The organism is Vibrio lentus (genome assembly GCF_002875945.1).
In the GTDB taxonomy this organism is placed as follows: domain Bacteria; phylum Pseudomonadota; class Gammaproteobacteria; order Enterobacterales; family Vibrionaceae; genus Vibrio; species Vibrio apostichopi.
Genome location: NZ_MCZK01000102.1, coordinates 191,181 through 218,172, shown reverse-complemented (window position 1 = coordinate 218,172; position 26,992 = coordinate 191,181). Strand labels below are relative to the sequence as shown.

Here is a 26,992-nt window from a genome sequence, read left to right as displayed (position 1 = left end):
GGGAATCCATGTCATTCGTTAACTATTTAGGAGGTTGTGTTTGAGTCAAAAGTACTTACCGTTTGCTAAAACGATCCTTTTTTATCTATGGATTAGCTTTACCGTCCTTTTCCGGTTTTTGTTGGGCAATCTATATGGTGTGTTAATTACTATGCTAGTTCTTCGATACTTTAGTGAAGGTCTGTTTGGTCATCCAGCATACTCTTGCGACGAACTTATGGCTTGGCTGCATGCACTTAGTGATGAAATGAAAGTTGCTATAGTTAGCTCACTAGTTACTGTTATTGGTTTTCTAGTTGCTTACGCAAGTGCTACCTCAAACTGGAAGTCACAACTATTAGCCAACATAAAACTGCAGGCGTGGGGCGAGTTAAATGCCTTTTTTACAGAGGTTGGTTCACTTGTGACTGACTGTGAAATTTATGCGTCTGAAACTCTAGAAACGTCCGAAAAGATTAGAAATTCTAAGAATAAGCATGAAAAGTTGTTTCTAGTCTCGTATCAAAATGGCAGAGGACATGAAATCGATTTGAAACGTAAAAGGTTGGTTGCGATGTCAATTCAAGTACACCAATTTACTGGGAAATATACCAACGTATTCTTATCGGTACCGAAAGTGCAATCTAATTTTAGTATTGCAGCGAAAGCTCTAAATGAGGTGGCGTCAAAAACTTGGTTTAACATCCCTAGAGCTTATCCAGAAGACACCGATCCGGTAACCACGTTTCTGAGTCAGGTGAACAAAGAGCAGTTGACCGAATTTGTGTCCTCTGTAAATAAAAATCGTATACTTCTCTCCTTCTATCCCGGCAGTGCTGGAGGAATATTGCAATCGGGAGTGGTGCCTTTTAATGGAGTATCCCTATTCAATACGTTTCGACGAGTAAAAGAGTTGCATTCTGCATTTGAAGAACTACGAAAGGCGAAACAAAATAGTTAACAAACCTTTAAGAACTAAGCCAACCAAAGAGGGCGCCTATAACAGGCGCCCTTTGTGTTAGTTGGAAACGCTGTAAGTGTCGTAGTCACGCAATAAGAAGAGTGCGACACAGGCTGCGAGCATTGGCCAAGAGGCAAAGAACAGTAGGTTATTGAACGGGTCCATGTACTTCGCGAAAGACGCGAAGGTGGAACCTGCATGCAGGACCAAAACCGCACCGTAGGTGTACTTCTTCCACATGCCCACAACGAACGCGCCTAAAAACCCAAGCTGAGCAACACCCAACGCCATCATCGCGTTATCCGAGATGTTGATGCCGTAAAAGCCAGACAGCACCTTTGTAGCGTGCTCTGGTACCAGAATCTTATCCAAGCCCCAGAACAAGAAGACGATAAAAATGCCGACTCTCAGCAGCAGTAGGCTCGTCGCCAATTTCGTTTGAAGTTTCTTTTCCATGATATTCCTTTTAATGCACTCAACGATGCGATGAAATTAAATGTTCCTCCAAGGAGACCCATCGTCTTCGCGTTTTCTTTCGTTGTTTTTGAGTGCCTTATGTAACAAGGAATGTCTGGTTGATTGGCTGCTCACTAGATAGCGTTAATGGCGACTTAGGCAGAGTTTGTTCGCCAAGAGAAAGGTGGTGTTGATTACTCTCGCGTACTTAGCCTGTTCGATTAGGTAATTGCGGAGCGTAGGCGATGATCATTCTCTGCGCTTGATGTTCGTTGACCAAGATGCGGTTGATCAGCTTCTGTAGTTGCTCGATGTCGGGCAGTTGTTGGTTCTTCGTTTGTGTTTCTAGAGTCAGGGCTTGATTGGATAAGATGCTGAGCCCGAGGTTGAGTGCCATCCCTTTAATCGAGTGTAGAGTTCGTCTCAACAAGGCTAGATCTTTTGTCATATAGAACTTGATAAGTTGGTCGATGGATTTTTCAAATTCTACGGTTGTTGATTCTAAGAGTATGATTAAACGGTCGTGACTCTCCTTAAACGATTGAATGACATCAGAATGACTTATCTCTTCCTCTGTCAGTCGAAGCCTTTCAATGGGTTCTCGATGTAGCTCTATGATGTTGCTTGTTTGGCATGCGGCTTGGTCGCCTTTGGGTGGTTTAGGCAAGCGTGCCGAAAACTGTTGCAGCGCGTCGAAGAAACTCTCTTGTTGTAAGGGCTTGGTTAAAATGTGGTCTGCGCCAGCTTCAATGAAACTGTCATGGGCTTCGCGGAAAACATCGGCAGTGTAAGCAAAGATCAGAGTCTCTAAACCAAGCTGTTGCCTAATAAACTGAGTTGCTTCAACCCCATTCATTTCGGGCATGTGGTTATCCATCAAAATCAGATCATACTCAGCGGTTTTTAGGTATTCGGTTGCGATTCTTCCATTTTCTGCGAGCTCTACATTGTATCCAAGGTTTTCACAGAAACCTTTGGCAACAATTGCGTTAATGCGATTGTCTTCGACAAGTAGTACGTTCAGTGGGTTCTTGAAAGGCTCTGCCGTGCTGATTAAGTTAGGGACTGCATGTGCTGCTTGGCTTTCTTGCCACTTGATAGGCAACGACACCTGGAATTTGGTGCCAAGCCCGACAGCGCTGTTTAAGGTGATTTGACCGTCCATCAACTCGACCAAGTTCTTAACGATAGCAAGCCCGAGCCCTGTACCACCAAACTTCCTCGTCGTCGATGTGTCTGCTTGTTCAAAAGAATTAAAGATATGTTGATGCTTATCTTTCGGGATGCCGATCCCGGTATCAGTGACAGTGAGAAGTAACCGGCTTTCTTGCTTGTTGAGTACCGCTTGAATCAGCACATGCCCGTCATTGGTGAACTTGGTTGCGTTACCGCCTAGATTGAACAAGATTTGACGAAGTCGCGCGCAATCACCAATGAGCTCGATATTTTCAGGGATTTCGTTTTCGACGATCAAGCGGATACTTTTTTCATCGGCCATAGGTTTGATTGCACCGCTGACTGGATGAATGACTTGATTAAAGTTGAACGGAGCGATTTCCAGTTCGAGCTTATTCTCTTCGACTTTAGAGAAATCGAGGATGTCGTTGAGTATAGTCATAAGGTGCTGACCAGAATCAAGGATGATATCGATGTTCTCTTTGGTCGACGGCTCTTTGGTTTGCGCTGCGATGATTTGAGATATGCCGAGCACGCCATTCATTGGCGTACGTATCTCGTGGCTCATGGTTGAAAGGAATTCGCTTTTTGCTTTGGCGGCGGCTTCGGCTTTTTTACGTTCAGCGATCAGCTCTTGATTCGACGCTTGCATCTGATTGTCACTTTTAACCAGATTGGTCGCCATTTTATGGAAACTTTGGGTTAGCTGAGCGACTTCATCCGTCCCTCTTTGGCTAGGGTTCTGGTTAAGCATTGAAGCGACTTGTTTTAGATGTCCTGCCGCTACCTGATTGGCGGCGTTAAGAAGTATATGAATGCGTTTCTTAATGCGGTTTGACGACCATGCAGCAACGAGCAGCGAGATAAACGTTGAAAATAGCGTCCCAAGCAGCAATACGTAAGTGGTTTGGTTCGCGGAGTTGTCGGACTTTTCGACTCGAATCTGGATGAGTTTCTGTTCAATTTCTATGAATTCAGCTATCTCGTTTCGAACTTCATCAATGATTTTCTTTCCGGTCTGTTTCTGAGTCAGTTCAATGACGTTTTGCATCGAACTGTTACCACTGCCAACGAGGCTACGCTGGGCTATTTCTTTTTCTCCGGCTTCTTTTAACCAAAGATCGTGTAGATCATCGATGCGCTTAAGACGTTCAACTTGTGGCGGGTTATCGCTGACCTGGATACTGAGTGTATTAATTTTTTGATTCCAAACATCTAGAGAAAGGTGATAAGGCTCTAGAAATACAGGGTCACCCGTAATCAGGTATCCACGTTGGCCTGTTTCCATATCAATGGCTAGGTTAAGAAGTTCTTGAGCTCGTGCAATGGCTTTGTGAGTGTGTACCACCCAGTGGTTATCCTCGACCATTGATTGCGTGTTTTGATGGACAGAAAACGACACCAAAACCATCAGGGCAATAGGGGTAGAGAAGCTAACTAATAATTTTCGTTGCAGGGATAGTTCATCAAACCAACTCACAAACATAAAGGCACGCATTCCACACACTAAAGGTCTGTTGTTAGTGTAGGTTAGATTGTTAAGTGTACAAATGCATAGAGTGTGGTTGGGTAAGGTAGATAGCTAAAAGTAGAGCTAGGGCACTAAAACAGTGCACTAGCTCTACTTGTTTGAGGAATAGGCAAACATCGAGTGACACATAAGGTATCGATTCGATTTAGAGTTGCTCTACCTCTGTTGTAGAAGGCGATGCCTCTTGAAGAGCATGACTAGAATCTACATGTTGCTGTCTGAGTAAGCTTATCGTCAGGTTGATTGGCATTGGCTTATAGAAATAGAAGCCCTGGATATAGTCGACGCCCAGTTTAGACAAGATGTTCACTTGAGATTCGTACTCAACCCCTTCGACGATCACTTGCATCCCTAAGGTGCGGGATAGCTGAAGCATTGATTCAAGCAAAGGAATACCAAGGCTAGATTCGTCAGAAATGTTTTTCACAAACACGCGATCGATTTTGAGAATGCTGAACGGAAATTGTCTCACAAAATCTAATCCTGCGTAGCCAGTACCAAAGTCATCAATCGCGACTCTCACTCCTAGATCAGCAAGCTTGGTTAAGTTGTTTTTGATCTTCACCATATCCGCATCAGAACACTCGCCATCTTCTGTGACTTCAAAAACCACCTGCTTGAGAATGTCTGGGTTCTTCTTATAGATGCTAATGACTTTGTTGGCGAAGTTGCTGTTAGAGACAACGTTTCGGCTGATATTGACGCTGATGTACTTGGACTCAAACAGCTCACGATGATTCTTCATTGTGTACAGCACTTCACGCAGCACAAAGTAGGTCAGGTCTTCAATCAACCCTAAGCTTTCAGCCAGAGGAATGAAGATGGCGGGGGACACATTGCCTTCAATAGGGTCGTTCCACCTGAGCAGCGACTCACAGCCTACGATTTCGGTTGTATTTCGGTTGACGATAGGCTGCATGTGAACATGTAGGTGTTTGTTTTTGAGTGCGCTAGACAGTGAGTATTCTAAGCTACGCTGGCTTTGTTTCTTGTGTTTGATGGAAAGGATAACAATGGTGGTGATTCCGGCCATTAGAAAGCCAAACCACAAATAATCCAACAGGAAGTTCCAATAATACTGATAGCCAATGTATGACGTTATGGTCAGCGGGTAAGCATTCGATTGTATCCGTACCTTGGCTATAGACGGCGCAGCCTCAGAAGGGTGGATATCTTTTTTAATCACCTCAACTTGGGCCTGAATTCCGTGCTTGCTGAGGTTTGTCTCTACAATGTCATAGATGAAATGTGGTGGGATCATTAGGCTCACGCCCGCCTGTTCCTTGTTAGAGAAAATCAGCATGATGGATTGCACTTGAGTGATCGCTGAATTTGAATACGACAAGGTTGTTAAGTTAGGGTCGTCATTGAGTCGTTGTCTGATGGTGCTGTACAGGCGAAACGAGACTTCGCCATCGGTAGTCGAGCAGTAAAAACGATCGTCTTTATTGAATACCGCCGCTTCTTTTACCCAATCGGCATCAAAAACGTTTTGGCGAAGTTGTCTAACCATCGAGTCGCAAGTGTGGTCCTGTGTGATGCTTGATAGAAAAAGGTCAAACCTAGATTGAATGCTCTCAAGCCTTGTTTCGACAAGCCTCGATGTGTCTTCCGTTAAATTCTGGTAGTGAGACGGTGTAAAAGGGATAAGCAATGCCATAGAAAAAAAGAAAGAAATGGCAAAGTAGAACGAAGTCTTGGCAAAATGTTGGTACTTGATATCCATAGTTGGAGAAGCGTTACCGATTTGGGTGAGCATTCAAGTTAATTTATAAATTTAATGATTGCGTATCAATAGTAATAATAAATATTGTGAATGTGCGCATGGATTATTGATAAAAATAATATGTCTTCCATTTTTGCTAGCTAAATCTTGATGTTATCTCATTTTTTCTTAGCTACTTTGGAACGATTTTTCATTATTTATACGTATAACAACATTTTATATCCCGATAAAATTTGATGTTATTTGCTTAAGTATTGAAGGAAGTTTAAATATTGAGCCTTGTATAAGTGAGTTAGCTGATAAGGTAACAAGTTAATAAAGTTATATGGAAATGTCATCGAACCATTCTCTGGTGACAATATTTAGGATGTTTATGAAAAGATTGATATCAGTAATCGCACTCGTTTTTCTTTCTGGCTCTGTACTAGCCGATCAACCAGTTGTCGATTGCGAGAATGCAATGAATACCATAGAGATCAATCACTGTGCATCGATCGAGTTGGAAACTGCACTAGTGGAACTTGATCAATACCTTGAAGCGAGCTTTGAACACAATGCATATGATGCGGAGTTAGTCAGTTCAATCAAGGTTGCTCAAGACAGTTGGCAAGCTTACATGACAGCACATTGTGACTCGGTGTATACCCAGTGGCGTGATGGATCAATTCGAGGTCTTATGGCGCTTTCTTGCAAAACTAAGCTGACTAAACAAAGAACGCATGAGGTGTGGGAAAACTTCTTAACCTACATGGACAGCACTCCTCCAGTTTTGCCAGAGCCCAAGCTGATGAAGTAGATGAACTGAGTGCTTATGAGAGTGTGCGCTTGCTTCAACCGTTGGCGTTCGCATCAGTAAGTGAGAGGGGATTATCTTACTCTGTCGTTCTTAGTATCAGGTTTGAAGTGTTACCCAGTAAGGATTCGATTTTGGATAGTGTCAGCATCACCCTCGTTCAGCTTGAAGTTGAATACAAAAACAAACAAAAGAACCTCTCACGAGTCTCTGAGCTTTTAGAAGCCGAGACGTCAGTGGGTGATATCACGTTACTGCCAGAACTGTTTTCTACTGGATATATCTTTAACGAGGCTGCAGAAATTCATGAACTGTGTGAAGATTTCAATAACAGCCCGACCATTGATTCGTTAACTGCTCTTGCCGAGAAACATCAGACGTTAATCGTTGCTGGTATCGCAGAGGAAGATGATGGCCAGCATTACAACAGCGTTGTGGTGGTTGATGGCTCAGGTGTACGTCATAAATACAGAAAAGTCAGTCAAACGAAATTCGACAAAGAGTACTTTTCTAGAGGAAGTGAGTTACTGACATTCGACTTTAAAGGCTTGAAGTTCGGTGTCGCGATTTGCTTTGATATTTGGTTCCCAGAGATCATGAGAGCGTATCAGTCGGTAGACGTTATTCTTCATCCTGCGAATTTTGGTGGTCATCATAGCTTTGCCATTGCACAAGCAAGAGCGCTAGAAGAAGGCTGTCATATCGTCACTTGTAATCGCGTTGGGCAAGATGTGGTTGATGCCTTTACCGCGACATATTGTGGTGGCAGCAGAATCTATTCACCGAAGGGAGATTTAATGCTTCAACTCAGTGAGCATCAGTCTGTTGAAACGATCGATATTCAAGACTTGTCTATTGCGCCTCAATACAATGGTGTTGATGTGTTAGACGAAATACAGCAGATAGCGTCTGCGTTGAGTCGTTAATAAGACAAGTGAAACGCATTAGAGTCGAAAAGGGCAAGGTTAGATAACCTTGCCCTTTGTTGTTTTGATTTGTAGAAAGGCGCACTAAATCGCTTTTACGCTGCTTCGTTCAACTAACGTTGGCTCTAACTCAACAACCTGCGGATACGCATCAGGGGTTTTGAGTCGGTTCAATAGAGTATCTACGGCCGCTTTACCTAAACGGTGTTTTGGCTGGTGGATAGTGCTTAAAGCGGGTGTCATGTACTTCGACAAGTGGATGTCATCGTAGCCAATGATTGAAAGATCATTTGGAATCGATGTGCCATCTTGAGCCGCAGCGTGAATCACACCCATTGCCATCATGTCATTGCTAACAAACAGTGCCGATGGCATCTCGCCACGCGCTTTTAAGGTTTGGTATGAGTCAAAACCGCCATCGCATTCGAAGTTTGATTCAACAATCCACTTAGGGTTGATCTCAAGCTTTGCTTCTTCCATCGCTTGCTTGAAGCCTTGATAACGAGACGATGCTTGATTGCGGTGCAGTGGGCCAGTGATACACCCAATTTGAGAGTGGCCGTTATCGATCAAGTGCTTGGTTGCCATGTAACCACCTTGATGCGAGTTGTCTTGGATCTTATCGCTCGCGAACAACATTGGGCCCCAGTCCATCACAACGATAGGTAATTCTGGGTAGCGTTCAAATACGTCAATGTGCTCACCTTCAAGGGTTGAACACATCAGCATTAGGCCATCAACACGCTTCTGCAGCAAAGTATCGATAGATGACTTCATGCGCTCGCTGTCGCCTTCCGTGTTACACAAGATAAGGTTGTAACCTTTCTCGTAGCAACGACGCTCAACACCTTTCACTACTTCACCAAAGAATGGGTTAGTTGAGGTAGTTACCAGCATGCCTAAGGTTTTGGTTTGCTTCATTTTCAAACTACGAGCCAATGCAGACGGTGCGTAGTTGAGTTCTTTAGCCGCACTGTTAACACGCTCAGCTATCTCTTCACTGACAAAACGTGACTTGTTGATCACATGGCTGACGGTTGAAGTTGAAACCTTTGCTAGCCGAGCGACGTCTTTCATTGTTGCCATAAAAAATCCTTGTGGGAGTAACTTGCCACGTTGCGCGATATTCTGCCTGAATACAGGGGCTTATGCTTGTTATTTGTTGTTACCGAATTTGAAGGCTAACACCCGTTAACGACGGTTTAGCTCAGGAGTTAAGCCTTCAAATAGATATCAAGCTAAGCTGATAATTGCTCTGATAGAAACGCATCAGTTTCAGCTCGGCTTGGGATTGACGTCTGAGCGCCAAAGCGAGTCACTGAAATAGCAGCCGCGGCATGAGCAAACTTAATCGCGCGCTCAAGTGGCATGTCTTCAAGCAAGCCTGTCACCAATGCGCCGTTGAAGGTGTCACCAGCAGCGGTTGTGTCTGTCGCTTCAACACGGAAACCTGCGATTAGCTCGCCTTTATCGTTTTTACTTACCCAAACGCCTTTCGCGCCAAGTGTGATCATCACAGTCTCGATGCCTTTCGCGTGCAGAGCCAAAGCTGCCTGATGAGCGGATGAGCTGTCAGTCACGGTAATGCCTGTCAGTACTTCAGCTTCGGTTTCGTTAGGTGTAATCACATCAACACAAGCAAGCAATGAATCTGATAATGGACGAGCAGGAGCCGGGTTTAGAATCACTTGAGTGCCGCTTTCCTTCGCTACTTTTGCTGCGTATTCAATGCCTTCAATTGGCGTTTCAAGCTGAGTCAGTAGGTATTTAGCACCGCGAATCTTCTCTAGGTGCGGTTCAATTTGGTCGCAAGTCAGCTTGTTGTTGGCTTCAGCAGAAAGACAAATGCTGTTTTCACCCGTTGCGGATACTTGAATCATCGCAATGCCTGTTGGCGTGTTGTCTGCAACGATCACGCCGTCGATGTTGATGCCGTCTTTGGCGAAATCTTGACGGATATTGATGCCAAATGGGTCGTCACCGACACAGGCGATAAAGCCAATATCTGCGTTTAATCGCGCTGCGGCCACTGCTTGGTTTGCGCCTTTGCCGCCAGGGATGACCTGATAGTTACCGCCAATCAAGGTTTCACCCGGACGAGGGAACGAAGGAACTTGCAGTACGTGGTCAGCGTTAACGCTACCTAAAACAATCAGTTGAGTCATGATACGAGCCTTATGATATATCGTATTTGAAAATGCATGGGTCTTTCTCATTACGTTAATTGTCATTACGTAAATCGCTCGCCTAGCTAGACGGCGTATGAGAAACAGCGATGCACTGTCGGTTTTTTTGTTTTTGTCTTGAGTCAGTGAGCTAATGAGCAGGGAGATAGGGGACTCCCTGCTTAATTAGATTTCAGCGTTAAACTGAATTACTTAGTAACAAACAAGCTTACTTAGCGATGATTTTTAGAGGTACTGGTACGTACTCGTCTACTGTTTCGCCTTTCAGTACTTTGTCTGCCATTTCAACACCTAGAGAACCGATTAGGTCAGGTTGTTGTGCAACCGTCGCGCCAAGTAGGCCACGGTTAACCGCTGCGATGCCGTCTTCAGTGCCATCAAAACCAACGATCATTACGTCTTTACCTGAAGCTTGAACTGCGCGAAGTGCACCCAGTGCCATTTCATCGTTCTGAGCAAATACGGCTTGTACGTCTGGGTTAGCTGCAAGCAAGTTTTCCATTACGTTCAGACCTTTAGTACGGTCGAAATCAGCAGGTTGGCTTGCAAGAAGCTCAAGGTCGCTGCCGTTTACTGCGTTCATGAAGCCTTCACCACGTTCACGAGCTGCTGAAGTACCTGCGATACCTTCAAGTTGTATTACTTTCGCTTTTTCGCCCACTTTTTCCATGATGTAGTGACCCGCCATTTCACCGCCGATTACGTTATCAGAAGCAATGTGGCTCACTACGTCACCACGGCTTGCGCCACGGTCTAGCGTTAATACTGGGATGTCTGAGCGGTTAGCAATACGAATAGCGTTAGACACAGCATCTGAATCCGTTGGGTTAATCAGGATTGCTTTAACACCACGAATGGTTAGATCTTCAATGTTCGAAAGCTCTTTGCTTGGGTCGTTTTGAGAATCAAGAACGATAAGCTTGTAGCCTAGCTCTTCCGCTTTCGCTTCTGCGCCATCTTTCATGGTTACGAAGAATGGGTTGTTCAATGTAGACAGAACGATTGCCATTGTATCTTGCGCCTGTGCAGACACAGATACCGTTGTAGAAAGAAGAGCAGCAGAAATAAGAGTCGCTAATTTTTTCATGGTGTAAGTCCTTTGTGTAGGGTGAGCTAGGAGGTGAGTCCTAGCTCGTAGTTACATTATTTATAGATTCTAATATTTAAAGGTAAAACAGGGTGTTACTTGTATTAACCTAGAGTATGAATAGGTTTTATTTGTTTTTGTTGTCGACCAATACCGCCAGAAGAATAACCACTGCTTTTGCAATCATCTGGTAGTAAGAAGATACGTCTAATAGGTTTAGGGCGTTGTTTAGGAAGCCGATAATCAGAGCACCAATCAATGTGCCCATGATGCGACCACGACCGCCGGCTAAGCTTGTGCCGCCAAGAACTACGGCTGCGATGGCGTCTAATTCATAACCCATACCTGCGGTAGGTTGAGCTGATGACAAACGCGATGCCACGATGATGCCTGCAACCGCTGCTAACAGACCACAGATTGCGTAAACACCGATTTTTACTTTGTCTACGTCGATGCCTGATAGGCGAGTTGCTGATTCGTTGCCACCAAGAGCGTAAACGTAGCGACCAAAGCGAGTGTGGTTAAGTAGGTACCATACCGCTGCGAATACCACGACCATGATCCATACTGGAACTGGGATGCCCATTGCGTAGCCTGTACCGAACCAAGCGAATGCGTCTGCTGTGTCAGTGAAGCCTGTTGAGATAGGACGGCCATCTGTGTAAACCATGGTTACGCCGCGCAATAGAGTCATGGTTACAAGCGTTGCGATGAAAGCTTGAACCTTACCCTTGGCGATAATCACACCACTGATTGCACCCAATGCTGCACCTGCTACTAGAGCGGTTGGCACTGCGATCATCACAGGGATTTCCATGCCAATCATGCTGGCAGCGAACGCGCCACAAAGTGCAAGTACAGAACCGACACTCAAGTCGATACCTGCGGTTAAGATAACCAACGTCATACCCACAGCGATGATTGCGTTAACCGAGGTTTGGCGCAGAATGTTCAGGATGTTGTCGACCGTAAAGAAGTTCGGGTTTAAGAAAGAAACGACAACAATCAGGAAGATCAAAGCAATCAATGACTTTTGATCAATCAGCCACTCTTTGCTGATTAACGGTTTTTTCTTTGGAGCTTCAGTTGTTTTGCTCATGGTTTTAGTACTCATGCTGCGTCCTCGTTGATCTTTTTACCGACCGCACACGCCAGTAATAATTCTTGGTTTGCTTCTTTAGCATCAAATTCACCGCTTACACGGCCTTCATGCATCACCATGATGCGGTCACTCATTCCTAACACTTCTGGCATTTCAGATGAGACTAAAATAATGCTCATGCCGTCGGCTTTGAATTTATTAATGAGTTGGTAAATTTCTTTCTTAGCACCGACATCGACACCACGAGTGGGCTCGTCGAGAATCAGTACTTTTGGTTTGGTCATCAAGCCTTTAGCGATAGCCACTTTCTGTTGGTTACCACCAGAAAGGTTGCCGATGATTTGCTCGCGAGTCGGGGTCTTGATGTTGAACAGTTTGATGAAGTCATCAACCGCCATCACTTCATCTTTATGTTGGATTTGACCTTTGTTAGTCAGTAGGTCAAGTGAACATAAAGACATGTTTTCTTTTACTGAAAGCCCTAGAACCAAGCCATCGCCTTTACGGTCTTCAGAGATGTATGCAATGCCATTGGCAAGGCCATCTTTTGGACTAACAGGGTTAATGGTTTTGTTTTCTAAGTTGATGACACCGCGCTCACTCGGAAGAGCGCCGTAAATCACTTTCATCAGTTCGGTACGACCTGCACCCATCAAGCCAGATACACCCAGGATTTCGCCGCGCTTTAGAGTAAAGCTCACGTCATGAACGCCAGAACCCGTCAGGCCAATCACTTCAAGGCAGGTTTCACCGTGGCTCTGGCCGATACGTGGATATTGCTCGTCCAGCTTACGACCAACCATCATTTCGATTAGGCCATCTTCATCGGTGTCTTTTACTTCACACTGGCCAATGAATTTACCGTCACGAAGCACGGTGATGTCATCACAAATCTCGAAAATCTCTTTCAAGCGGTGAGATATGTAAACAATGCCGCAGCCTTCAGAACGCAGCTCATTGATCACTTTAAATAGCGACTCAGTTTCAGTATCGGTTAGTGCATCCGTTGGCTCATCCATGATGATTACCTTAGATTCAAACGATAGGGCTTTCGCGATCTCTACCATTTGTTGCTCACCAAGGCTTAACTGACCTAAAAGTGTTTTCGAGCTGTGTTTTACATTAAGACGTTTAAGTAGCTTGTCCGCTTCTTGGTACATTTCGTTCCAAAGAATACGACCCATAGTCCCTGTGATTTCACGACCTAAGAAGATGTTCTCGGCGATGGTTAGCTCTGGAATTAGGTTCAATTCTTGGTGAATGATACTAATGCCGGCTTGTTGTGAATCACGAGGTCCTTTAAATGCTGCTGGTTTACCTTGGTAGGCGATAGTGCCGCCATCCAAGTGGTAAATGCCGGTGAGCACTTTCATGAGCGTTGATTTACCTGCACCGTTTTCACCCATTAACGCCATTACGCGTCCTGGGTAAACGTTGAGGCTTGCCTTATCCAGTGCTTTCACACCAGGGAAGGCTTTCTCAATTGAACTAAGTTCTAAAATGGCTTGAGTCATGTCGGTTCCTTTACTCGGGGCCAGTTGTATTTGGTTGTGTCTATCTTTGTTCAGCAATGACGCTGGACTGTCGTTACGTTTTGCTTCAAACGCTAAGTTTGGGTTAAAAACAAACTCGGTTTAAAACGTTACGCCAGCTTGGAAAATAACATTCGCATATGGTGTGCATTCACCTGTGCGAATCACCGCGCGGCTTTCATGCGTGCGCTCTTTGAATTCTTCATGAGTAATGTAAGTAATCGAAAGCGGTTTGCCGCAACGCGCTTCTTCTGTCTTGATCAAATCAATCAGCGCAGCGTGGTGCTCTGGGCTTACTTTCGCAAACTCTTCTGCAATCACAACACCTTCAATTTGAGATTCATCCAGCATGGTTTTAACCGTTTGCTGAAAGCTTGGTACACCGTGAGTCAATGCAAGATCAATACGAGTTACGTGGTCTGGAATCGGTAAGCCCGCGTCACAAATCGTGATTTCATCTGTGTGGCCAAGAGTCGCCACTAAGTAAGAGAGTTCAGAATTAATTAGAGTACTTTTTTTCATATCACGACCTATCGAAAAATAACGTTTAATGGGTTGAGAACAACTCAAGAAAAATCCATCGAAACGTTTCGATAGTGATAATAGTGTCTGATTTATCATTTGCACGTTTGATTGTTTTAGAGTGTGATAACGATCATCGAAACGTTTCGATGGGGTGTTTTTTGGTGATCTTAGTCACCTCGATTAGTTGCATAAACACGAACAAAACTGATGAATATGGGGGTTTTAGGGGGAATCGAATTGGATGGAAAGAGGAGATGTTTACGATGCGTCATTCACACCGTTTAGCCTGACAATGGCTGTTCCTAATCCCCAGCTTCTCGCCACTAAGTGGATTCAACCGATAATGCGTAGCCAAACTTGTTGATGGTAATTATCTGTATGTTTGGAGCTCTCAAACGAGCAAAGACGTTACGTAGGTTATAGACGACGTTGGCGAGAACGTGAGGAGATGAGAGTTGTCCGTCCCAACAGGTATCAACGATGTGTTCTTTCGAAATGGGTCTTCCCGTATTTTCTAGCAATAAACAGAGCACTGCCAAAAGGTGAGGGCGTAAAGTGATTTTGTTTCCCTGTTGATTAGTAATAGTTCGAGAGTCGATATCAATGATTAAGCCGTTGAGGTCTATGGTCTGGTTCATTATGTTGTGGTTTGTCTTATTTTGAATGGTGGAGATTGAAGATGGTTGCGCTGCTATCTAAGTGTGCGAATGATCAAAGCGCGCGGATTATGCGAAATAACGCCACTCCTGAAAGTAAGCGTGCGTAAGTTCACGTGATTAAAATCTAAAAATGGGATGGTTTGAAAATCAAGGAGAGGTTTTCTTCTAGAAATGGTTGGTTTTTATTTCGTTATTATTCATGTGTTTAATTGGTTTTTACTGATTCTGTTGTTTGAAATTACAAAGTGGTTATATTTTTATTTATTTTTTTGTTTTCTGTGAGCTTAACCTGCTCGCGAATTCGACGGGGTGTCGGATAACTCTAACAAGATTGCGAAGCACAGGAAGGCGCATCAATCTTGATTTGTAATAAGTAAGGTCAAACGGTAATGAACAACAAATTTATTCTAAGCATCGCTATGATGTCAGCAGTGGCAGCAAACAATGTAATGGCAGCAGATAGTGGTTTCTACCTAGGCGGCGCAATCGGTACGTCTGGTGTGGATGATGGTGGTATGTTTTCGGGAAATAACGACCCGGTGACTTTTGAAGCAGAAGACAATACTTACCGAATTATCGCAGGCTACAGGTTTAACCGTATTGTATCACTTGAACTACAGTACACGGATTTCGGTGATGTTGTTGCTAAATTCCCACGAAGCGGAGACGGTTTTACATGGACTCCTCAAATATTTTCGGCTGCTGCAAATCTTGGCTACACATTTGATAATGGCGTGCGTCCATTTGGTACGATTGGATTATCTTCAATCGATTTAGATATGAAAAACTCTGATGGTTCGCGTCCTTCAGGTTCAGACTTCGACGATACAGGTACAGGTGTTCGTCTGGGGGTTGGTGTTGAATACACACCAATAAAACATCCAGAATTTAGCCTAAGACTTGGTTACGAAGCGGATGCATTTACTGTAGAAACTTACGAGGGTTACAGTTGGAATCAGAGAAAAGTTGAGAAAGACGTTGTATTAGATTCATTCTACCTTGGCGCAACTTACAACTTTTAAGTTTCACACTTTGCTAAACGGTAAATCGGTTTCTAAATGGGGCGTTGGTTGGCTCAACCCGTTTGGCTAAAGTGGAAAGCCGCAGTTTTTAACTGCGGCTTTTTTAATGCTTATCTTTGGTGAATCTGATTGAGAATGTAATCGAATAGTTAGGCTTCACGGATATGAGCGGTGACAGCGACGATGGCATGGTCAGTACTGAATTGGTCGTGTTCAAAACTAGGATTGATGAGGTGATGGTCTAGCACTGTGTAGTTAGAGATCTCCATCAAGCTTGATGAGTTCTGACAATCAAACTCGTTCGACATCAAGATGTAATCCAAAACTGACCCTGAAGCGCCGTAGTAGTGGGTTGGTTTGCGCTGTTCGAGCAAGTCTTCTTCATGCAGCTGATGATAGAGATCCCAACTGTCTCTTAATCGGAAGTGCGATAACCAATGTCTGCTCGCTTCATCTCGATTCAATGAATAGCTCAACAGCCCTTTGAACTCATCATTGAATAGGGGCTTGTTAAAGTCGCCCATCAACACAACAGGTTGATCGGTTTGGTAGCGTTGATTGGTGATGTATTGATGCAGCATTTGAGCTTCTAGGCCACGTTGAACACTCGATAACCACGATCCTAGTTGTTCCTGATGAAGCTTAACTAAGGTGTCGCTTTGCGGTTTGTTATCTGCTGAGCGGCCACTGGATTCTGGCGGTTCAGCTTTGGGTTCGGTTGGACGTTGCGATTTGAAGTGCACAACATAACAGTCGGTCGAACCTAAATGGGGTAACGTAATCGTCGCGTGAGCAGGTGTTCGGTTGAATGAGAATTTGTCGCCAAGATTGAAGGCTGAAAGTAGCTCTAAATCCGGTGTCACAGGCTGCACATTTTCAATCGGGTAGCGAGAGGCGATACCCACGACAGGCGAGGTATACAGGTAATCATCTTCAACATGCGGGCAATCGACAACCGCAAAGTACGGATAACCCAGATCATTCATTAACTGCTCTAAAGACTGCGGGCTAAATATCTCTTGGAAGCCGATCACATCACAATCTAATGAACCAATCGCTTCAGCCATCCAGCCTTGTTTCTTCTGCCACTCCTCGAAGCTGTAGATGTTCTCAAAATCATAATAAGCATTCGGTGGTTCGAGGTAGTTCAAAAGATTGAACGTTGCGAATGTTATGTGGTTTGGTTTATTCAAGGTTGAATCCTATTGAAATCACTCCTTTAAGGATATCTAAAATGTGAAGATATTGTTCGGGTTTAGTCAGCTATTTTTACTTGCTCTAGATTAGGGAGTCGCTTTCTGCTTAGATTCTCTCCGCTCGATGCTTTTTAGGTGTCGAGTTTAATTTTATCTACGATCAATCGATCGCTTTTTTATGGTTTTACAATGAAAAAATATACCTCTCTCGCTCTTGTGTTGTTGAGCGCTTTCTTCTCTACACCGTCATTGAGTCATTCTTTGGATCCCGAGTCTATTGAGCAAATCGAGTCTCGTGTATCCGCGCGCATTGGTGTTTCTGTTTATGATTCTGCAACCAAGAAAACATGGAGTTATAAGGGCGACGAGCGCTTTCCAATGATGAGCACTTTCAAAACCTTAGCTTGCGCCAATCTTCTCTATGATTCTGAAAATGAAGGGTTAGATTTAGAGTCTAAGGTTGGGGTTAAATCTGATGAGCTTATTGCTTGGTCTCCGATGACTAAAGCGTTTGTCGGTAAAGAAATTTCACTCACAGGTGCATGTTCTGCAACCATGGAAATGAGCGACAACACGGCCGCTAATATAGTGTTAGCTGGTATTGATGGGCCTAACGGGTTAACAGAGTTTTTGCGTTCAATCGGAGACCGCGAAACGCGTCTTGACCATATCGAACCCGATTTGAATCATGCTCGACCGGGTGATGTTCGTGACACCACAACACCAAACACTATGGTGAAAACGTTGAATGAATTGGTGTATGGCAACGTGCTATCAGAAGCTTCTAAAGCTCAGCTTAAGACTTGGATGAAGGATAACAAAGTCTCTGATGGGATGATTCGTTCGATCCTGCCTGATGGTTGGAAGATTGCCGATAGGTCAGGGGCGGGCGCTTATGGCTCACGCGCTATCACGGCTATCGTGTGGAGTGAAACTCGCGCTCCGTTGATCATCAGTATCTCTCTTACAGAAACCAAGTTAACCATTCCAGAGCGTGACACTGTGATAAATGAAATTGGTGAACTTATCTTTGATGATTACCGCGTTCAATAGTTAATACCCACTTCACGATACTTCGCGCTAGTCACTGACCCAGCTTCGGTGCTAGCGCGTTCTATTTCTTTAGACCGAACCGAGTAATTTGTAAATAAACCGTCAGAGATGGAGTGCTGATGGTTTTATTAGTTATTACATGATGTTAGATTTGAACCTATACTTGTTTTAACGGTGTGCATTCAAAGCCGGTTAATCAAGTTGAATATCGAATTCATAACATTTGAAGGGAGAGTCAAATGGGAACAGATTTCCGAAGCAAAGCCTCGCAGCGCACTCAGTTTTTCAGGTCTAATTTGAAGTCATGTGCAGTCATGCTGCCGCTAATTGCTCTATATCCCTCTGTTACACACGCCTCTGTTACCGAATCAACTCCCGCTGTCACCGTTATTGAAACCACGCAACTGGTCGGTTTTGGTGAAGCAAAATATCCTGTCGATTTCACTCATTTCGATTACGTTAATCCTGATGCGCCAAAGCAAGGCAAGGTGACCTATGGCAGCATAGGTACTTACGATAGCTTTAATCGATTCGGTTCCCGCGGCGTTGCTGCAAGTTACACGGGTGAGATTTACGATACCTTGATGTTTTCTCCGAGTGACGAGATTGATGCGTACTATCCATTGATCGCTTCCAAAGTTCGCTACGCAAGTGATTTCTCTTGGATGGAAATCGACATCAACCCAGATGCTAAATTCCAAGATGGAAAACCAATCACGGCTCACGACGTTGCCTTCACCTTTGATAAATTTTCAAAAGAAGGTGTGCCTCAATATCGCGTGTATTACAAAGAAATTGAATCAGTAACGGCTGTTTCTGATTCGGTTGTTCGTATTGAGATGAACAAGCCAAACCGCGAGAAGCTGTTTAGCTTTGCCCAAAGTACTCGTGTATTACCAAAACATTTCTGGAAAGACAGAAAACTGTCTGAGCCGCTGAGTGAACCGCCTGTGGGCAGTGGCCCTTATAAGATCATCAGTTATAAATCGGGTCAAAGCGTGACCTACGGTTTAGATGAAAATTACTGGGCTGCGGATCTGCCAGTTAACGTGGGTCGCAACAACTTCAAGCAAGTTCAGTACGATTACTATCGTGATGACACCGTAATGCTGGAAGCCTTTAAAGCAGGGGAGTTCGATCTTAGAACAGAAAACTCGGCTAAGTTCTGGGCCAACTCTTACACAGGCGCAAACTTCGATAAAGGCTACATCATCAAAGAAGAGATCAACCATGAGAAGCCAGAAACGACTCAAGGTTTTGTCTTCAATATTCAATCTCCTGTGTTCTCAGATCCTAAAGTTCGTGAAGCGTTAACCTACGCGATGGACTTTGAGTGGATGAACAAAAACATGTTTTATGGTCAGTACAAACGTACTCGTAGCTACTTCCAAAACACAGATTATGAAGCGAAAGGCTTACCCAACGCAGACGAAGTTGAATTGCTGTCTCAATACAAAGATCAAATCCCACCTCGAGTATTCACTGAAGAATTCCAGCCATCAGTAACCGATGGCAGTGGCCGTATTCGTAGCCAGATGCGTACTGCTTTCAAACTTTTGAAAGAAGCAGGCTGGGTACTGAAAGACAAAGTGATGACCAACGAAAAGACTGGCAAGCCGATGTCATTTGAGTTGTTGATTTACAGCCCAACCACGGAACGTATCGCAACGCCTGTTCAAAAGAACCTCAAGCGAATGGGTATCGAGATGAAGATCCGTACCATCGATACCACTCAATACATCAAGCGCTTGCGTGATCGTGATTTCGACATGGTGTCGTCTTCATTTTCGGCAAACCCTTATCCTAGCCCGAACTTAATGATTGTTTGGAACTCTAACTACATTGATTCTACTTACAATACTGCAGGTGTAATGGATCCGGTGGTTGACGCGTTAACAGAAGAAATTGCGCGTAACCAACAGCATCCTGAAAAGCTGCTTACGTTAGGTCGTTCACTTGACCGTGTATTGCAGTGGAATTTCTACAACATCCCGCAATGGCACGTCGGTGAATACCGCGTAACAATGTGGGATAAGTTTGAGCGTCCAGATGTATTACCTAAATACGATTTAGGCATTGATACATGGTGGATTTCAGAAGAGAAGGCGGCTTTGCTTCCTGAAAAACGTCGCTAGGAGTTAGTTAGCATGGCCGCGTATATATTTCGGCGTTTACTGTTGGTGATCCCCACGCTGTGGGCGATCATCACTATCAACTTTTTCATTATTCAGATTGCGCCCGGAGGCCCAGTAGAGCAAGCCGTTGCCCAATTAGAAGGGCACAACTCTGGTATCATGGAGCGCTTTTCTGGTGGTGGACAAGAAGTTGATTTAAGCGAAAGTGACCAAGCGTCTGCCAGTGGCTATAAAGGCTCTCGTGGGCTTGATCCGGAAGTGGTTGAAGAGATCAAAAAGCAGTTTGGTTTTGATAAACCGATTCACGTTCGCTACTTCGATATGTTGAAAAATTACGCGACCTTTAACTTTGGTGAAAGCCTGTTTAAGGGCGGTAACGTTATTGATTTAATCATCGAGCGGCTGCCCGTCTCTATTTCTTTGGGGTTATGGAGTACGTTAATCATCTATGTGATTTCGATACCTTTAGGCATTATGAAGGCGATACATCACGGCTCTCGCTTTGATATTTGGTCGAGTGCGGTGGTGATTGTCGGCTATGCCGTTCCGGGCTTCTTGTTTGCGATTATCCTGATTATTTTGTTCGCGAGCGGTAACTACTTCAGTTGGTTTCCATTGCGCGGGCTAGTGTCGAGTAACTTCGATCAGCTTAATTGGTATCAGCAAATTGGCGATTATTTCTGGCATTTAGCATTACCTATTTTTGCGATGGTCATCGGCGGCTTTGCCACACTCAGCATGCTGACCAAAAACTCCTTCCTTGATGAAATCAATAAGCAATATGTAGTGACCGCCCGAGCGAAAGGCTTGGACGAGAGCAGTATTCTCTATAAGCACGTTTTCCGTAACGCCATGCTGATCATTATTGCGGGTTTCCCAAGCGCATTTATTAGTATTTTCTTCACGGGTTCTATGTTGATTGAAGTGATGTTTTCACTCGAAGGCATCGGTCTACTTGGTTTTGAATCGACCATTCAACGAGATTACCCAGTGGTGTTCAGCTCTCTCTATATCATGACCTTGCTTGGCTTGGTACTGAGCATTATCTCCGACCTGACGTATACCTGGGTTGATCCTCGAATTGATTTTGAAGCGCGTTAATGGCGAACGAATAACAAGGTATTGATAATAAATGTTTAACAACCCTTTAGCTGAAGCTCGTTGGTTACGTTTTAAAGCAAACAAGCGTGGTTTTATCTCCCTTTGGATATTTACCATCTTGTTTGGCTTGAGCCTGTTCGCTGAGATCATTGCCAACGATAAGCCATTATTGGTTTCTTATGATAATCAATGGTTTGTACCTGTTATCAATAAATATGCCGAAACAGAATTTGGTGGCGAGTTTGAAACCGAAGCCGACTACAAAGACCCGTATGTTATCGAACTCATCGAAGACAGCGGTTACATCGTGTGGCCAATCATTCCGTTTAGTTACGACACGATAAACTTCGATATTTCAGGTGCGGTGCCATCGGAGCCAGATTCAGTGAACTGGTTAGGAACCGATGATAAAGGGCGAGATGTATTAGCTAGGATCATTTACGGCTTCCGCATTTCCGTTCTATTTGGTTTTATTCTGACGATTGTATCGAGCGTGGTCGGCGTCGTAGTCGGGGCGACACAAGGTTACTACGGTGGCTGGGTCGACTTGTTTGGGCAGCGATTTATTGAAGTCTGGTCGGGCATGCCGACTCTATTCTTGCTGATTATCCTTTCCAGTTTTATCGAACCTAACTTCTGGTGGTTACTCGGAATTATGGTTCTGTTCAGTTGGATGAGTTTGGTGGGTATCGTGCGTGCGGAATTCTTACGCTGTCGAAACTTTGATTATGTAAGAGCCGCGCAAGCCATGGGTGTTGATGATAAACGTATTATGCTTCGTCACATGTTGCCCAACGCGATGGTTGCTTCGTTAACCATGATGCCGTTCATTCTTTCTGGATCGGTCACCACGTTAACCTCATTAGATTTCTTGGGTTTTGGTTTGCCTGCGGGTTCTCCTTCGTTAGGTGAACTTTTGGCGCAAGGTAAAGCGAACTTACAAGCGCCTTGGCTCGGTATTTCTGCCTTCGTCGTACTTTCTCTGATGCTTACGTTACTCGTCTTCGTTGGTGAAGCGGTACGTGATGCCTTCGACCCTCATCAACAGAAGTAAGGATAAGTTATGACTTCAAATACAGCTCCTACTTCAGGGTCAACAGCAGAGGCTGCTAATGCATCTCCAGTTCTGACCATTGATAAATTATCAGTCGGTTTTGGGCGAAAAGATTCGATAGAACAAGTGACGCAAGATGTCTCTTTAGAAATATACAAAGGTGAGACACTCGCGCTAGTGGGTGAGAGTGGCTCCGGTAAATCGGTCACGGCTAATTCGATTTTAAAGCTGTTACCAAAAGGCTCATCTCATTACTTAAACGGTAAGATCAATTTCTCTGGTACTGATATCTTGAGTTGTTCTGAAAGGCAATTACGCGGGATTCGTGGTGGCCGTATTGGGATGATCTTCCAAGAGCCCATGGTTTCGTTGAACCCACTCCATCGCGTCGGTAAGCAGCTGGTTGAAACTCTTTCTATTCACCGAGGTATGAGAACCAATAAAGCTCAAGCCTTGGCGATAGAGTGGCTTTCAAAGGTGGGTATTAGCTACCCAGAGCAAAAGATTTCAGCTTACCCGCATGAGTTATCCGGTGGTGAGCGTCAGCGTGTAATGATAGCGATGGCACTGATCAATGAGCCAGAGTTGCTTATTGCTGATGAACCCACAACGGCATTGGATGTATCGGTACAAGCGCAGATTTTGGATTTGTTGAAAGACCTGCAACAAGAGCTGGGTATGGCGATGCTCTTTATCACCCATGATTTGAGTATCGTTCGTAAAATTGCCGACAGAGTGGCGGTAATGAAAGATGGCCGCCTTGTTGAAAGCAATGACTGTAAAACACTCTTTAATGCACCATCTCATCCTTATACTCAAAAACTTATTAACTCAGATCCTAAAGGCTTACCTGTTCCTGTATCACCGGAAAGTAAACCCCTGCTCAACGTCGACCAACTTCGTGTTTGGTTCCCCATTACGGGCGGTTTGTTCAAGCGTACTATCTCGCATGTTAAAGCTGTAACAGACATGGAGTTCAGCTTGAAAAAGGGGCACTCAATCGGTCTTGTTGGCGAGAGTGGTTCGGGCAAGTCTACAACTGGTATGGCGATATTGAAGCTGGTGGAGAGTGAAGGGTCAATTACCTACGCTGACGAACAAATTCAAGGCTTAAACCGCCAACAGATGCTGCCGTTTCGAAGCCGTATGCAAGTGGTCTTTCAAGACCCATTCTCTGCGTTAAACCCAAGAATGTCGGTCGCTCAAGTTATTGGTGAGGGTTTATTGGTGCATCAACAATTGGATGACACTGAACTCGACCAACGCATCTGTGACGTAATGAAAGAGGTCGACCTAGACCCTGAAACTCGCCACCGTTACCCGAATGAGTTTTCAGGTGGCCAAAGGCAGCGTATCGCGATTGCTCGAGCTTTGATTTTAAAGCCAGAGTTTATCTTGCTCGATGAACCAACATCGTCATTAGACAGAACGGTACAAGCGCAAGTCCTAGATTTACTGAAGTCATTACAAGAAAAGTATGGCCTGACTTATTTGTTTATTAGTCATGACCTCAACGTGGTGAAGTCTCTATGTCACTACACCATTGTCATGAAAGCGGGTGAGGTGATAGAGAAGGGTGATACGGAAACCTTATTCGGCAATCCGCAACATGAATATACTAAGCAGCTTGTGAGTCTTTCGAATGTTGGTGGTGCGATGTAAAGTGGGTGCGTAACGAGAACAAACGGGTGCTCGGTGAATTCAACATGGTCATTTAGTTGTTTTAAGATTACACTGCGCCCAATATTTCAGAAGTACATATTTAGGTAGAGGTCACCATGGACCAAGAACATTACGAAGACGCTGATTACGAAGGCCAAGAGCTTGGCGAAGAAGGCGAAGAGATTGAGATTGAAGCAATTGGTATCGATGTATCGTCTCAGCCAATCGAGCTCTACAAAGTGTTTAAAATTGCTAACTTAGTGAGTGGTGGCGGCGAAGCTAAGCACATCATTTTTGAAGGTTATGTCGCGGTAAATGGTGAATTAGAAACTCGTAAACGTCGTAAAATGTACGATGGCGACTTCTTTGAATTCAACCAAGAGTACTATGTAGTGGTGTGTGATCAGCCAGTACAAGAAGAATCAGAAAAGCCAAAAAAGAAAGACGCGCCTAAAAAAGACAACAAGGCGAAGAAAGGTCAGTCTAAAAAGGATTCTAAGAAGAAAGAATCTAAGAAAAGCAAAGCAGAAATGCTAAGCGCAACGGCTGAACCAAAGAAAGAGAAAAAAGAGAAGAAGAAAGAAAACAAACCGAAAAAGAAAGCGGATACGCCTAAGCCACAACGTGACGACAAAAGCGGCCGTAATTCGATTGAATTCTTCTAAAACTTAAGCAACGTTAAACCTCGATTTTACGTTAAGCAGATACCAAAAGGCTCACTATTTAGTGAGCCTTTTTTGTATCTGTATCCTGCGTGCTAGAGTCGATTAAAGGTGAAATCGTGTGACTAGGCAGTTATTTTAAAGAGTATATCTTAGGCTTCAATAATCACTTTCTAATGATGATTTATTCGTCTGTGCTTAGCTGAGTCCATACCCAAAAACACATCATGAGATGATATTCGGTACGATGCTAATATCTAACCTCTTTATTCTCTTTAATTTAATTATCGGTAACTTTAAAATCTGATAAACAAATTTATCTTGTTTTTTTACATAACTCTAATCTGTAGTTGTCCTTCAATATATTAAGCTATTTCAATGGTTTGTTGGCGATTAACGTCTGTCCGGAAAGGAAATTGACCGTCATCAAAAGTCCTGAGTGTGAGTAGAAAATATAATATTAGTACTTTAGTGGTATTGGCTGCTGAAGATAATAAAAATCATATCAATAAAATTTTCTCTTTATTAACGATACACTTAGGAATTAATTATGAAGGTATTTGTCCCTACCGAGCATTTCAGTCCTGTCAGTAAGTTTATACATATCATATCTGCCGTTGCCTTTATCGGTGCGCTGTTGATCATGCTGCTTGCGCCAGATCCTGATTCATTTGCTTTTGGTGTTCACCAATCTTTGGGCATGTTGGTTATTGTGCTGTATTTGGCTCGTATTGTTTGGATGAACTGGGCAGGAAAGCCGAACGCGCTTGGCACTAAGTTCGAAAAGTTCATGGCACATATGGCTCACTTGGCCTTGTATGGCATTTTGATTCTGATGCCGTTATCTGGTTTGCTTATCGCGATGGCAAAAGCCAAAGATACCGTGGTATTTGGTTTATTCACCATTCCTGGGTTTGCAGAACGTAATTCAGGTTTGATCGATTTTGCTTCTGGTCTCCACTCTTTCTTAGAAATCATCTGTTACCTGCTGGTCGCTATGCACGTTGGTGCGGCACTTTATCACCACTTTATCCTTAAAGATGACACCCTTAGCCGAATGATGGGGAAGAAATAATATGACGATGTTCTCTGTAAGAAATAGCGTTTTACTTGCTGTGTTGAGTGGTTTGTCTTTGAGTGCCAATGCCTACAACATGAGTATCTATGACACGGAATTAGACGTCGATTGGAGCGACATTCCTGTGGTTGAGAAAACCATGTTTTTCCCAGGCAAAGTGACCTTCGATTGGATCAATTCGCCAGCGCATAAAGGTACGCTCAAAAAAGGCTTTGAAACCAAAACCTGTTCGAGCTGCCACCAAGGCGAAGAAGAAGGCCTTGGTGAAATGTTGGTGCAAGACGACAGGCTAGGTAATTTCCCAGACAAAAAAGGGTCGATTCCTGCCGAGTTCCAGTTTGCACACGATGATGAACACCTTTATGTGAAAGGAACGTGGGAAACGGAATCGCCTTTCCCAGCACGCTTACACGACACGCTTTTTTTCCAAGACGACAAATGGGCAATTATTGGCGGTGACCGAGGCAAAAACCCTTACACACCTATCTATGAAGACCGTTTCTCGCTGATGATTGACGATGGCTCGGTGTTGCAGTTCCGTGAGCAAGGGTGTTGGATGTCTTGCCACCGTGGTGCGCGTGATATCGGCCAAGCAACAGCGAGAGATGTTCAAGCATTGGATGTGGTTGGCGCGTTTGGCTTAGATCAGAAAGACATTCGTAAGTACCTTCCTGAGTCTCGCACTGAACGTTACGGCGTAAACTGGGACAAAGTGAAGCCACAAGAAGAAATCGATAAGCTGAAAGCGGAAGGGCAGTTTGTGGATTTGATGCAATGGCGTTCGACACGTTCTGCACCCACCAATAGTGCTGATGATGGTTATGTGTTTGAGTATCGTTTGAACGATAAAGGCACCACCGTGTTTACTTGGAACTTCGATAGGAAAACAGGCCTGCCTAAGTACATGTACGATAAGTCGGTAACCGGTTTCTACGCGCTGAATAAAGAAGACTTTAACGATCTCAACAAGAAGATAGCAATGGTTGAAGGCGTTAACGTGATGCCTTACGACGCGAGTAAAATTGAAGAAGGCCAATATCTTCAAGGTCGATTAAACCGAGAAGGCGCAGGTTCTGCGGGGGATAACAACCAAGTATTCTCTTCATGGGAAGACGGAAAATACACGGTTATCTTCAAGCGTAAGTTGAACACTGGCCACCCAGAAGATGACAAAATCATGGAAATTGGCGGCACTTATGACATGAACATCGCGATTCACGATGGCGAAACAACAACACGTTTCCACTATGTCGCGTTCCCGTTCACGGTTGGTATTGGTGAGGGTTCTGAAGGCAGTGTTATTGCGTTGCCGATTAAGTAACGAGTAACTTCACTTGATGTGAGAAACAATCTTAGGTTCTTGGCTGGTGTGCGATTCGCATAATCATCA

At 44.2% G+C, this 26,992-nt stretch carries 23 protein-coding genes; 12 read left to right on the top strand and 11 right to left on the bottom strand.

Annotated features, from left to right (window positions below):
- Positions 1–40: 40 nt before the first annotated feature.
- On the top strand, positions 41–940 hold the full coding sequence (locus BCT49_RS09540; RefSeq protein WP_133151655.1) for a hypothetical protein: 900 nt from the start codon (positions 41–43) through the stop codon (positions 938–940).
- A 57-nt stretch (positions 941–997) separates the two neighbouring features.
- On the opposite strand, the gene BCT49_RS09535 is transcribed toward BCT49_RS09540, so the two are convergent.
- The 3 genes from BCT49_RS09535 to BCT49_RS09525 all read right to left on the bottom strand — a co-directional run bounded on the left by BCT49_RS09535 (position 998) and on the right by BCT49_RS09525 (position 5,829).
- Positions 998–1,396 (bottom strand): hypothetical protein, encoded by a 399-nt coding sequence (locus BCT49_RS09535; protein WP_102435030.1) that lies wholly within the window; start codon positions 1,394–1,396, stop codon positions 998–1,000.
- 208 nt (positions 1,397–1,604) lie between these two features.
- Positions 1,605–4,058: a hybrid sensor histidine kinase/response regulator gene (locus BCT49_RS09530; protein ID WP_102435037.1), complete on the bottom strand. Its 2,454-nt coding sequence runs from the start codon at positions 4,056–4,058 to the stop codon at positions 1,605–1,607.
- A 190-nt stretch (positions 4,059–4,248) separates the two neighbouring features.
- Entirely contained in the window at positions 4,249–5,829 is a 1,581-nt protein-coding gene (locus tag BCT49_RS09525; protein ID WP_102435036.1) for an EAL domain-containing protein, read from the bottom strand.
- 373 nt (positions 5,830–6,202) lie between these two features.
- On the opposite strand from BCT49_RS09525, the gene BCT49_RS09520 reads away from it, so the two are divergent.
- Positions 6,203–6,625 (top strand): lysozyme inhibitor LprI family protein, encoded by a 423-nt coding sequence (locus tag BCT49_RS09520; RefSeq protein ID WP_102435029.1) that lies wholly within the window; start codon positions 6,203–6,205, stop codon positions 6,623–6,625.
- Positions 6,626–6,756: 131 nt separating this feature from the next.
- Complete coding sequence (locus BCT49_RS09515) at positions 6,757–7,548, top strand: carbon-nitrogen hydrolase family protein (RefSeq protein ID WP_102435028.1); 792 nt, start codon at positions 6,757–6,759, stop codon at positions 7,546–7,548.
- Between the two features lie 84 nt (positions 7,549–7,632).
- Here BCT49_RS09515 and BCT49_RS09510 read toward each other — a convergent pair whose 3' ends face one another.
- The 7 genes from BCT49_RS09510 to BCT49_RS09480 form a co-directional block, all read right to left on the bottom strand.
- A complete protein-coding gene (locus tag BCT49_RS09510; protein WP_048663431.1) occupies positions 7,633–8,634 on the bottom strand; it encodes a substrate-binding domain-containing protein in 1,002 nt (333 codons plus the stop codon).
- Between the two features lie 152 nt (positions 8,635–8,786).
- Entirely contained in the window at positions 8,787–9,713 is a 927-nt protein-coding gene (gene rbsK, locus BCT49_RS09505; RefSeq protein WP_102435027.1) for a ribokinase, read from the bottom strand.
- A 229-nt stretch (positions 9,714–9,942) separates the two neighbouring features.
- Positions 9,943–10,821, bottom strand: a complete 879-nt coding sequence (gene rbsB / locus BCT49_RS09500) for a ribose ABC transporter substrate-binding protein RbsB (RefSeq protein WP_102435026.1) — start codon at positions 10,819–10,821, stop codon at positions 9,943–9,945.
- A gap of 127 nt (positions 10,822–10,948) precedes the next feature.
- The gene (gene rbsC / locus BCT49_RS09495) at positions 10,949–11,935 is read right to left on the bottom strand and encodes a ribose ABC transporter permease (RefSeq protein WP_017082395.1); all 987 of its coding nucleotides are present in this window, start codon (positions 11,933–11,935) and stop codon (positions 10,949–10,951) included.
- Positions 11,932–13,437: a ribose ABC transporter ATP-binding protein RbsA gene (rbsA, locus tag BCT49_RS09490; protein ID WP_102435025.1), complete on the bottom strand. Its 1,506-nt coding sequence runs from the start codon at positions 13,435–13,437 to the stop codon at positions 11,932–11,934. The genes rbsC and rbsA overlap by 4 nt, the downstream gene beginning before the upstream one ends.
- 120 nt (positions 13,438–13,557) lie before the next feature.
- Complete coding sequence (rbsD, locus tag BCT49_RS09485) at positions 13,558–13,977, bottom strand: D-ribose pyranase (RefSeq protein WP_029222043.1); 420 nt, start codon at positions 13,975–13,977, stop codon at positions 13,558–13,560.
- A 326-nt stretch (positions 13,978–14,303) separates the two neighbouring features.
- Entirely contained in the window at positions 14,304–14,618 is a 315-nt protein-coding gene (locus tag BCT49_RS09480; RefSeq protein WP_102435024.1) for a winged helix-turn-helix domain-containing protein, read from the bottom strand.
- A gap of 410 nt (positions 14,619–15,028) precedes the next feature.
- On the opposite strand from BCT49_RS09480, the gene BCT49_RS09475 reads away from it, so the two are divergent.
- On the top strand, positions 15,029–15,661 hold the full coding sequence (locus tag BCT49_RS09475; protein WP_102435023.1) for a porin family protein: 633 nt from the start codon (positions 15,029–15,031) through the stop codon (positions 15,659–15,661).
- A gap of 149 nt (positions 15,662–15,810) precedes the next feature.
- Here the strand turns inward: BCT49_RS09475 and BCT49_RS09470 are convergent, their stop codons facing one another.
- Positions 15,811–16,854, bottom strand: a complete 1,044-nt coding sequence (locus BCT49_RS09470; RefSeq protein WP_102435022.1) for an endonuclease/exonuclease/phosphatase family protein — start codon at positions 16,852–16,854, stop codon at positions 15,811–15,813.
- 192 nt (positions 16,855–17,046) lie between these two features.
- Between BCT49_RS09470 and bla the strand changes: the two genes are divergently transcribed.
- From bla to BCT49_RS09430, 8 genes are all read left to right on the top strand, one after another.
- Positions 17,047–17,910: a class A beta-lactamase gene (bla, locus tag BCT49_RS09465; protein WP_102435021.1), complete on the top strand. Its 864-nt coding sequence runs from the start codon at positions 17,047–17,049 to the stop codon at positions 17,908–17,910.
- Positions 17,911–18,149: 239 nt separating this feature from the next.
- Positions 18,150–20,045: an extracellular solute-binding protein gene (locus tag BCT49_RS09460; protein ID WP_102435020.1), complete on the top strand. Its 1,896-nt coding sequence runs from the start codon at positions 18,150–18,152 to the stop codon at positions 20,043–20,045.
- Between the two features lie 12 nt (positions 20,046–20,057).
- Entirely contained in the window at positions 20,058–21,146 is a 1,089-nt protein-coding gene (locus BCT49_RS09455) for a microcin C ABC transporter permease YejB (protein ID WP_004730359.1), read from the top strand.
- A 31-nt stretch (positions 21,147–21,177) separates the two neighbouring features.
- Complete coding sequence (locus BCT49_RS09450; RefSeq protein WP_102435019.1) at positions 21,178–22,200, top strand: ABC transporter permease; 1,023 nt, start codon at positions 21,178–21,180, stop codon at positions 22,198–22,200.
- A gap of 9 nt (positions 22,201–22,209) precedes the next feature.
- On the top strand, positions 22,210–23,862 hold the full coding sequence (gene yejF, locus BCT49_RS09445; protein ID WP_102435018.1) for a microcin C ABC transporter ATP-binding protein YejF: 1,653 nt from the start codon (positions 22,210–22,212) through the stop codon (positions 23,860–23,862).
- 116 nt (positions 23,863–23,978) lie between these two features.
- The gene (locus tag BCT49_RS09440; protein ID WP_102435017.1) at positions 23,979–24,527 is read left to right on the top strand and encodes an RNA-binding S4 domain-containing protein; all 549 of its coding nucleotides are present in this window, start codon (positions 23,979–23,981) and stop codon (positions 24,525–24,527) included.
- A gap of 547 nt (positions 24,528–25,074) precedes the next feature.
- Entirely contained in the window at positions 25,075–25,599 is a 525-nt protein-coding gene (locus BCT49_RS09435) for a cytochrome b (protein WP_102435016.1), read from the top strand.
- A 1-nt stretch (position 25,600) separates the two neighbouring features.
- Complete coding sequence (locus BCT49_RS09430; RefSeq protein ID WP_102435015.1) at positions 25,601–26,923, top strand: ethylbenzene dehydrogenase-related protein; 1,323 nt, start codon at positions 25,601–25,603, stop codon at positions 26,921–26,923.
- Positions 26,924–26,992: the final 69 nt, after the last annotated feature.

Excerpts from the sequence above, each read along its gene's own strand:
- BCT49_RS09535 (WP_102435030.1), bottom strand. The coding sequence starts at position 1,396 with ATGGAAAAGAAACTTCAAACGAAATTGGCGACGAGCCTACTGCTGCTG.
- BCT49_RS09530 (WP_102435037.1), bottom strand. The coding sequence starts at position 4,058 with ATGTTTGTGAGTTGGTTTGATGAACTATCCCTGCAACGAAAATTATTA.
- BCT49_RS09525 (WP_102435036.1), bottom strand. The coding sequence starts at position 5,829 with ATGGATATCAAGTACCAACATTTTGCCAAGACTTCGTTCTACTTTGCC.
- BCT49_RS09520 (WP_102435029.1), top strand. The coding sequence starts at position 6,203 with ATGAAAAGATTGATATCAGTAATCGCACTCGTTTTTCTTTCTGGCTCT.
- BCT49_RS09510 (WP_048663431.1), bottom strand. The coding sequence starts at position 8,634 with ATGGCAACAATGAAAGACGTCGCTCGGCTAGCAAAGGTTTCAACTTCA.
- rbsK (WP_102435027.1), bottom strand. The coding sequence starts at position 9,713 with ATGACTCAACTGATTGTTTTAGGTAGCGTTAACGCTGACCACGTACTG.
- rbsB (WP_102435026.1), bottom strand. The coding sequence starts at position 10,821 with ATGAAAAAATTAGCGACTCTTATTTCTGCTGCTCTTCTTTCTACAACG.
- rbsC (WP_017082395.1), bottom strand. The coding sequence starts at position 11,935 with ATGAGTACTAAAACCATGAGCAAAACAACTGAAGCTCCAAAGAAAAAA.
- rbsA (WP_102435025.1), bottom strand. The coding sequence starts at position 13,437 with ATGACTCAAGCCATTTTAGAACTTAGTTCAATTGAGAAAGCCTTCCCT.
- rbsD (WP_029222043.1), bottom strand. The coding sequence starts at position 13,977 with ATGAAAAAAAGTACTCTAATTAATTCTGAACTCTCTTACTTAGTGGCG.
- BCT49_RS09480 (WP_102435024.1), bottom strand. The coding sequence starts at position 14,618 with ATGAACCAGACCATAGACCTCAACGGCTTAATCATTGATATCGACTCT.
- BCT49_RS09475 (WP_102435023.1), top strand. The coding sequence starts at position 15,029 with ATGAACAACAAATTTATTCTAAGCATCGCTATGATGTCAGCAGTGGCA.
- bla (WP_102435021.1), top strand. The coding sequence starts at position 17,047 with ATGAAAAAATATACCTCTCTCGCTCTTGTGTTGTTGAGCGCTTTCTTC.
- BCT49_RS09460 (WP_102435020.1), top strand. The coding sequence starts at position 18,150 with ATGGGAACAGATTTCCGAAGCAAAGCCTCGCAGCGCACTCAGTTTTTC.
- BCT49_RS09455 (WP_004730359.1), top strand. The coding sequence starts at position 20,058 with ATGGCCGCGTATATATTTCGGCGTTTACTGTTGGTGATCCCCACGCTG.
- BCT49_RS09450 (WP_102435019.1), top strand. The coding sequence starts at position 21,178 with ATGTTTAACAACCCTTTAGCTGAAGCTCGTTGGTTACGTTTTAAAGCA.
- yejF (WP_102435018.1), top strand. The coding sequence starts at position 22,210 with ATGACTTCAAATACAGCTCCTACTTCAGGGTCAACAGCAGAGGCTGCT.
- BCT49_RS09440 (WP_102435017.1), top strand. The coding sequence starts at position 23,979 with ATGGACCAAGAACATTACGAAGACGCTGATTACGAAGGCCAAGAGCTT.
- BCT49_RS09435 (WP_102435016.1), top strand. The coding sequence starts at position 25,075 with ATGAAGGTATTTGTCCCTACCGAGCATTTCAGTCCTGTCAGTAAGTTT.
- BCT49_RS09430 (WP_102435015.1), top strand. The coding sequence starts at position 25,601 with ATGACGATGTTCTCTGTAAGAAATAGCGTTTTACTTGCTGTGTTGAGT.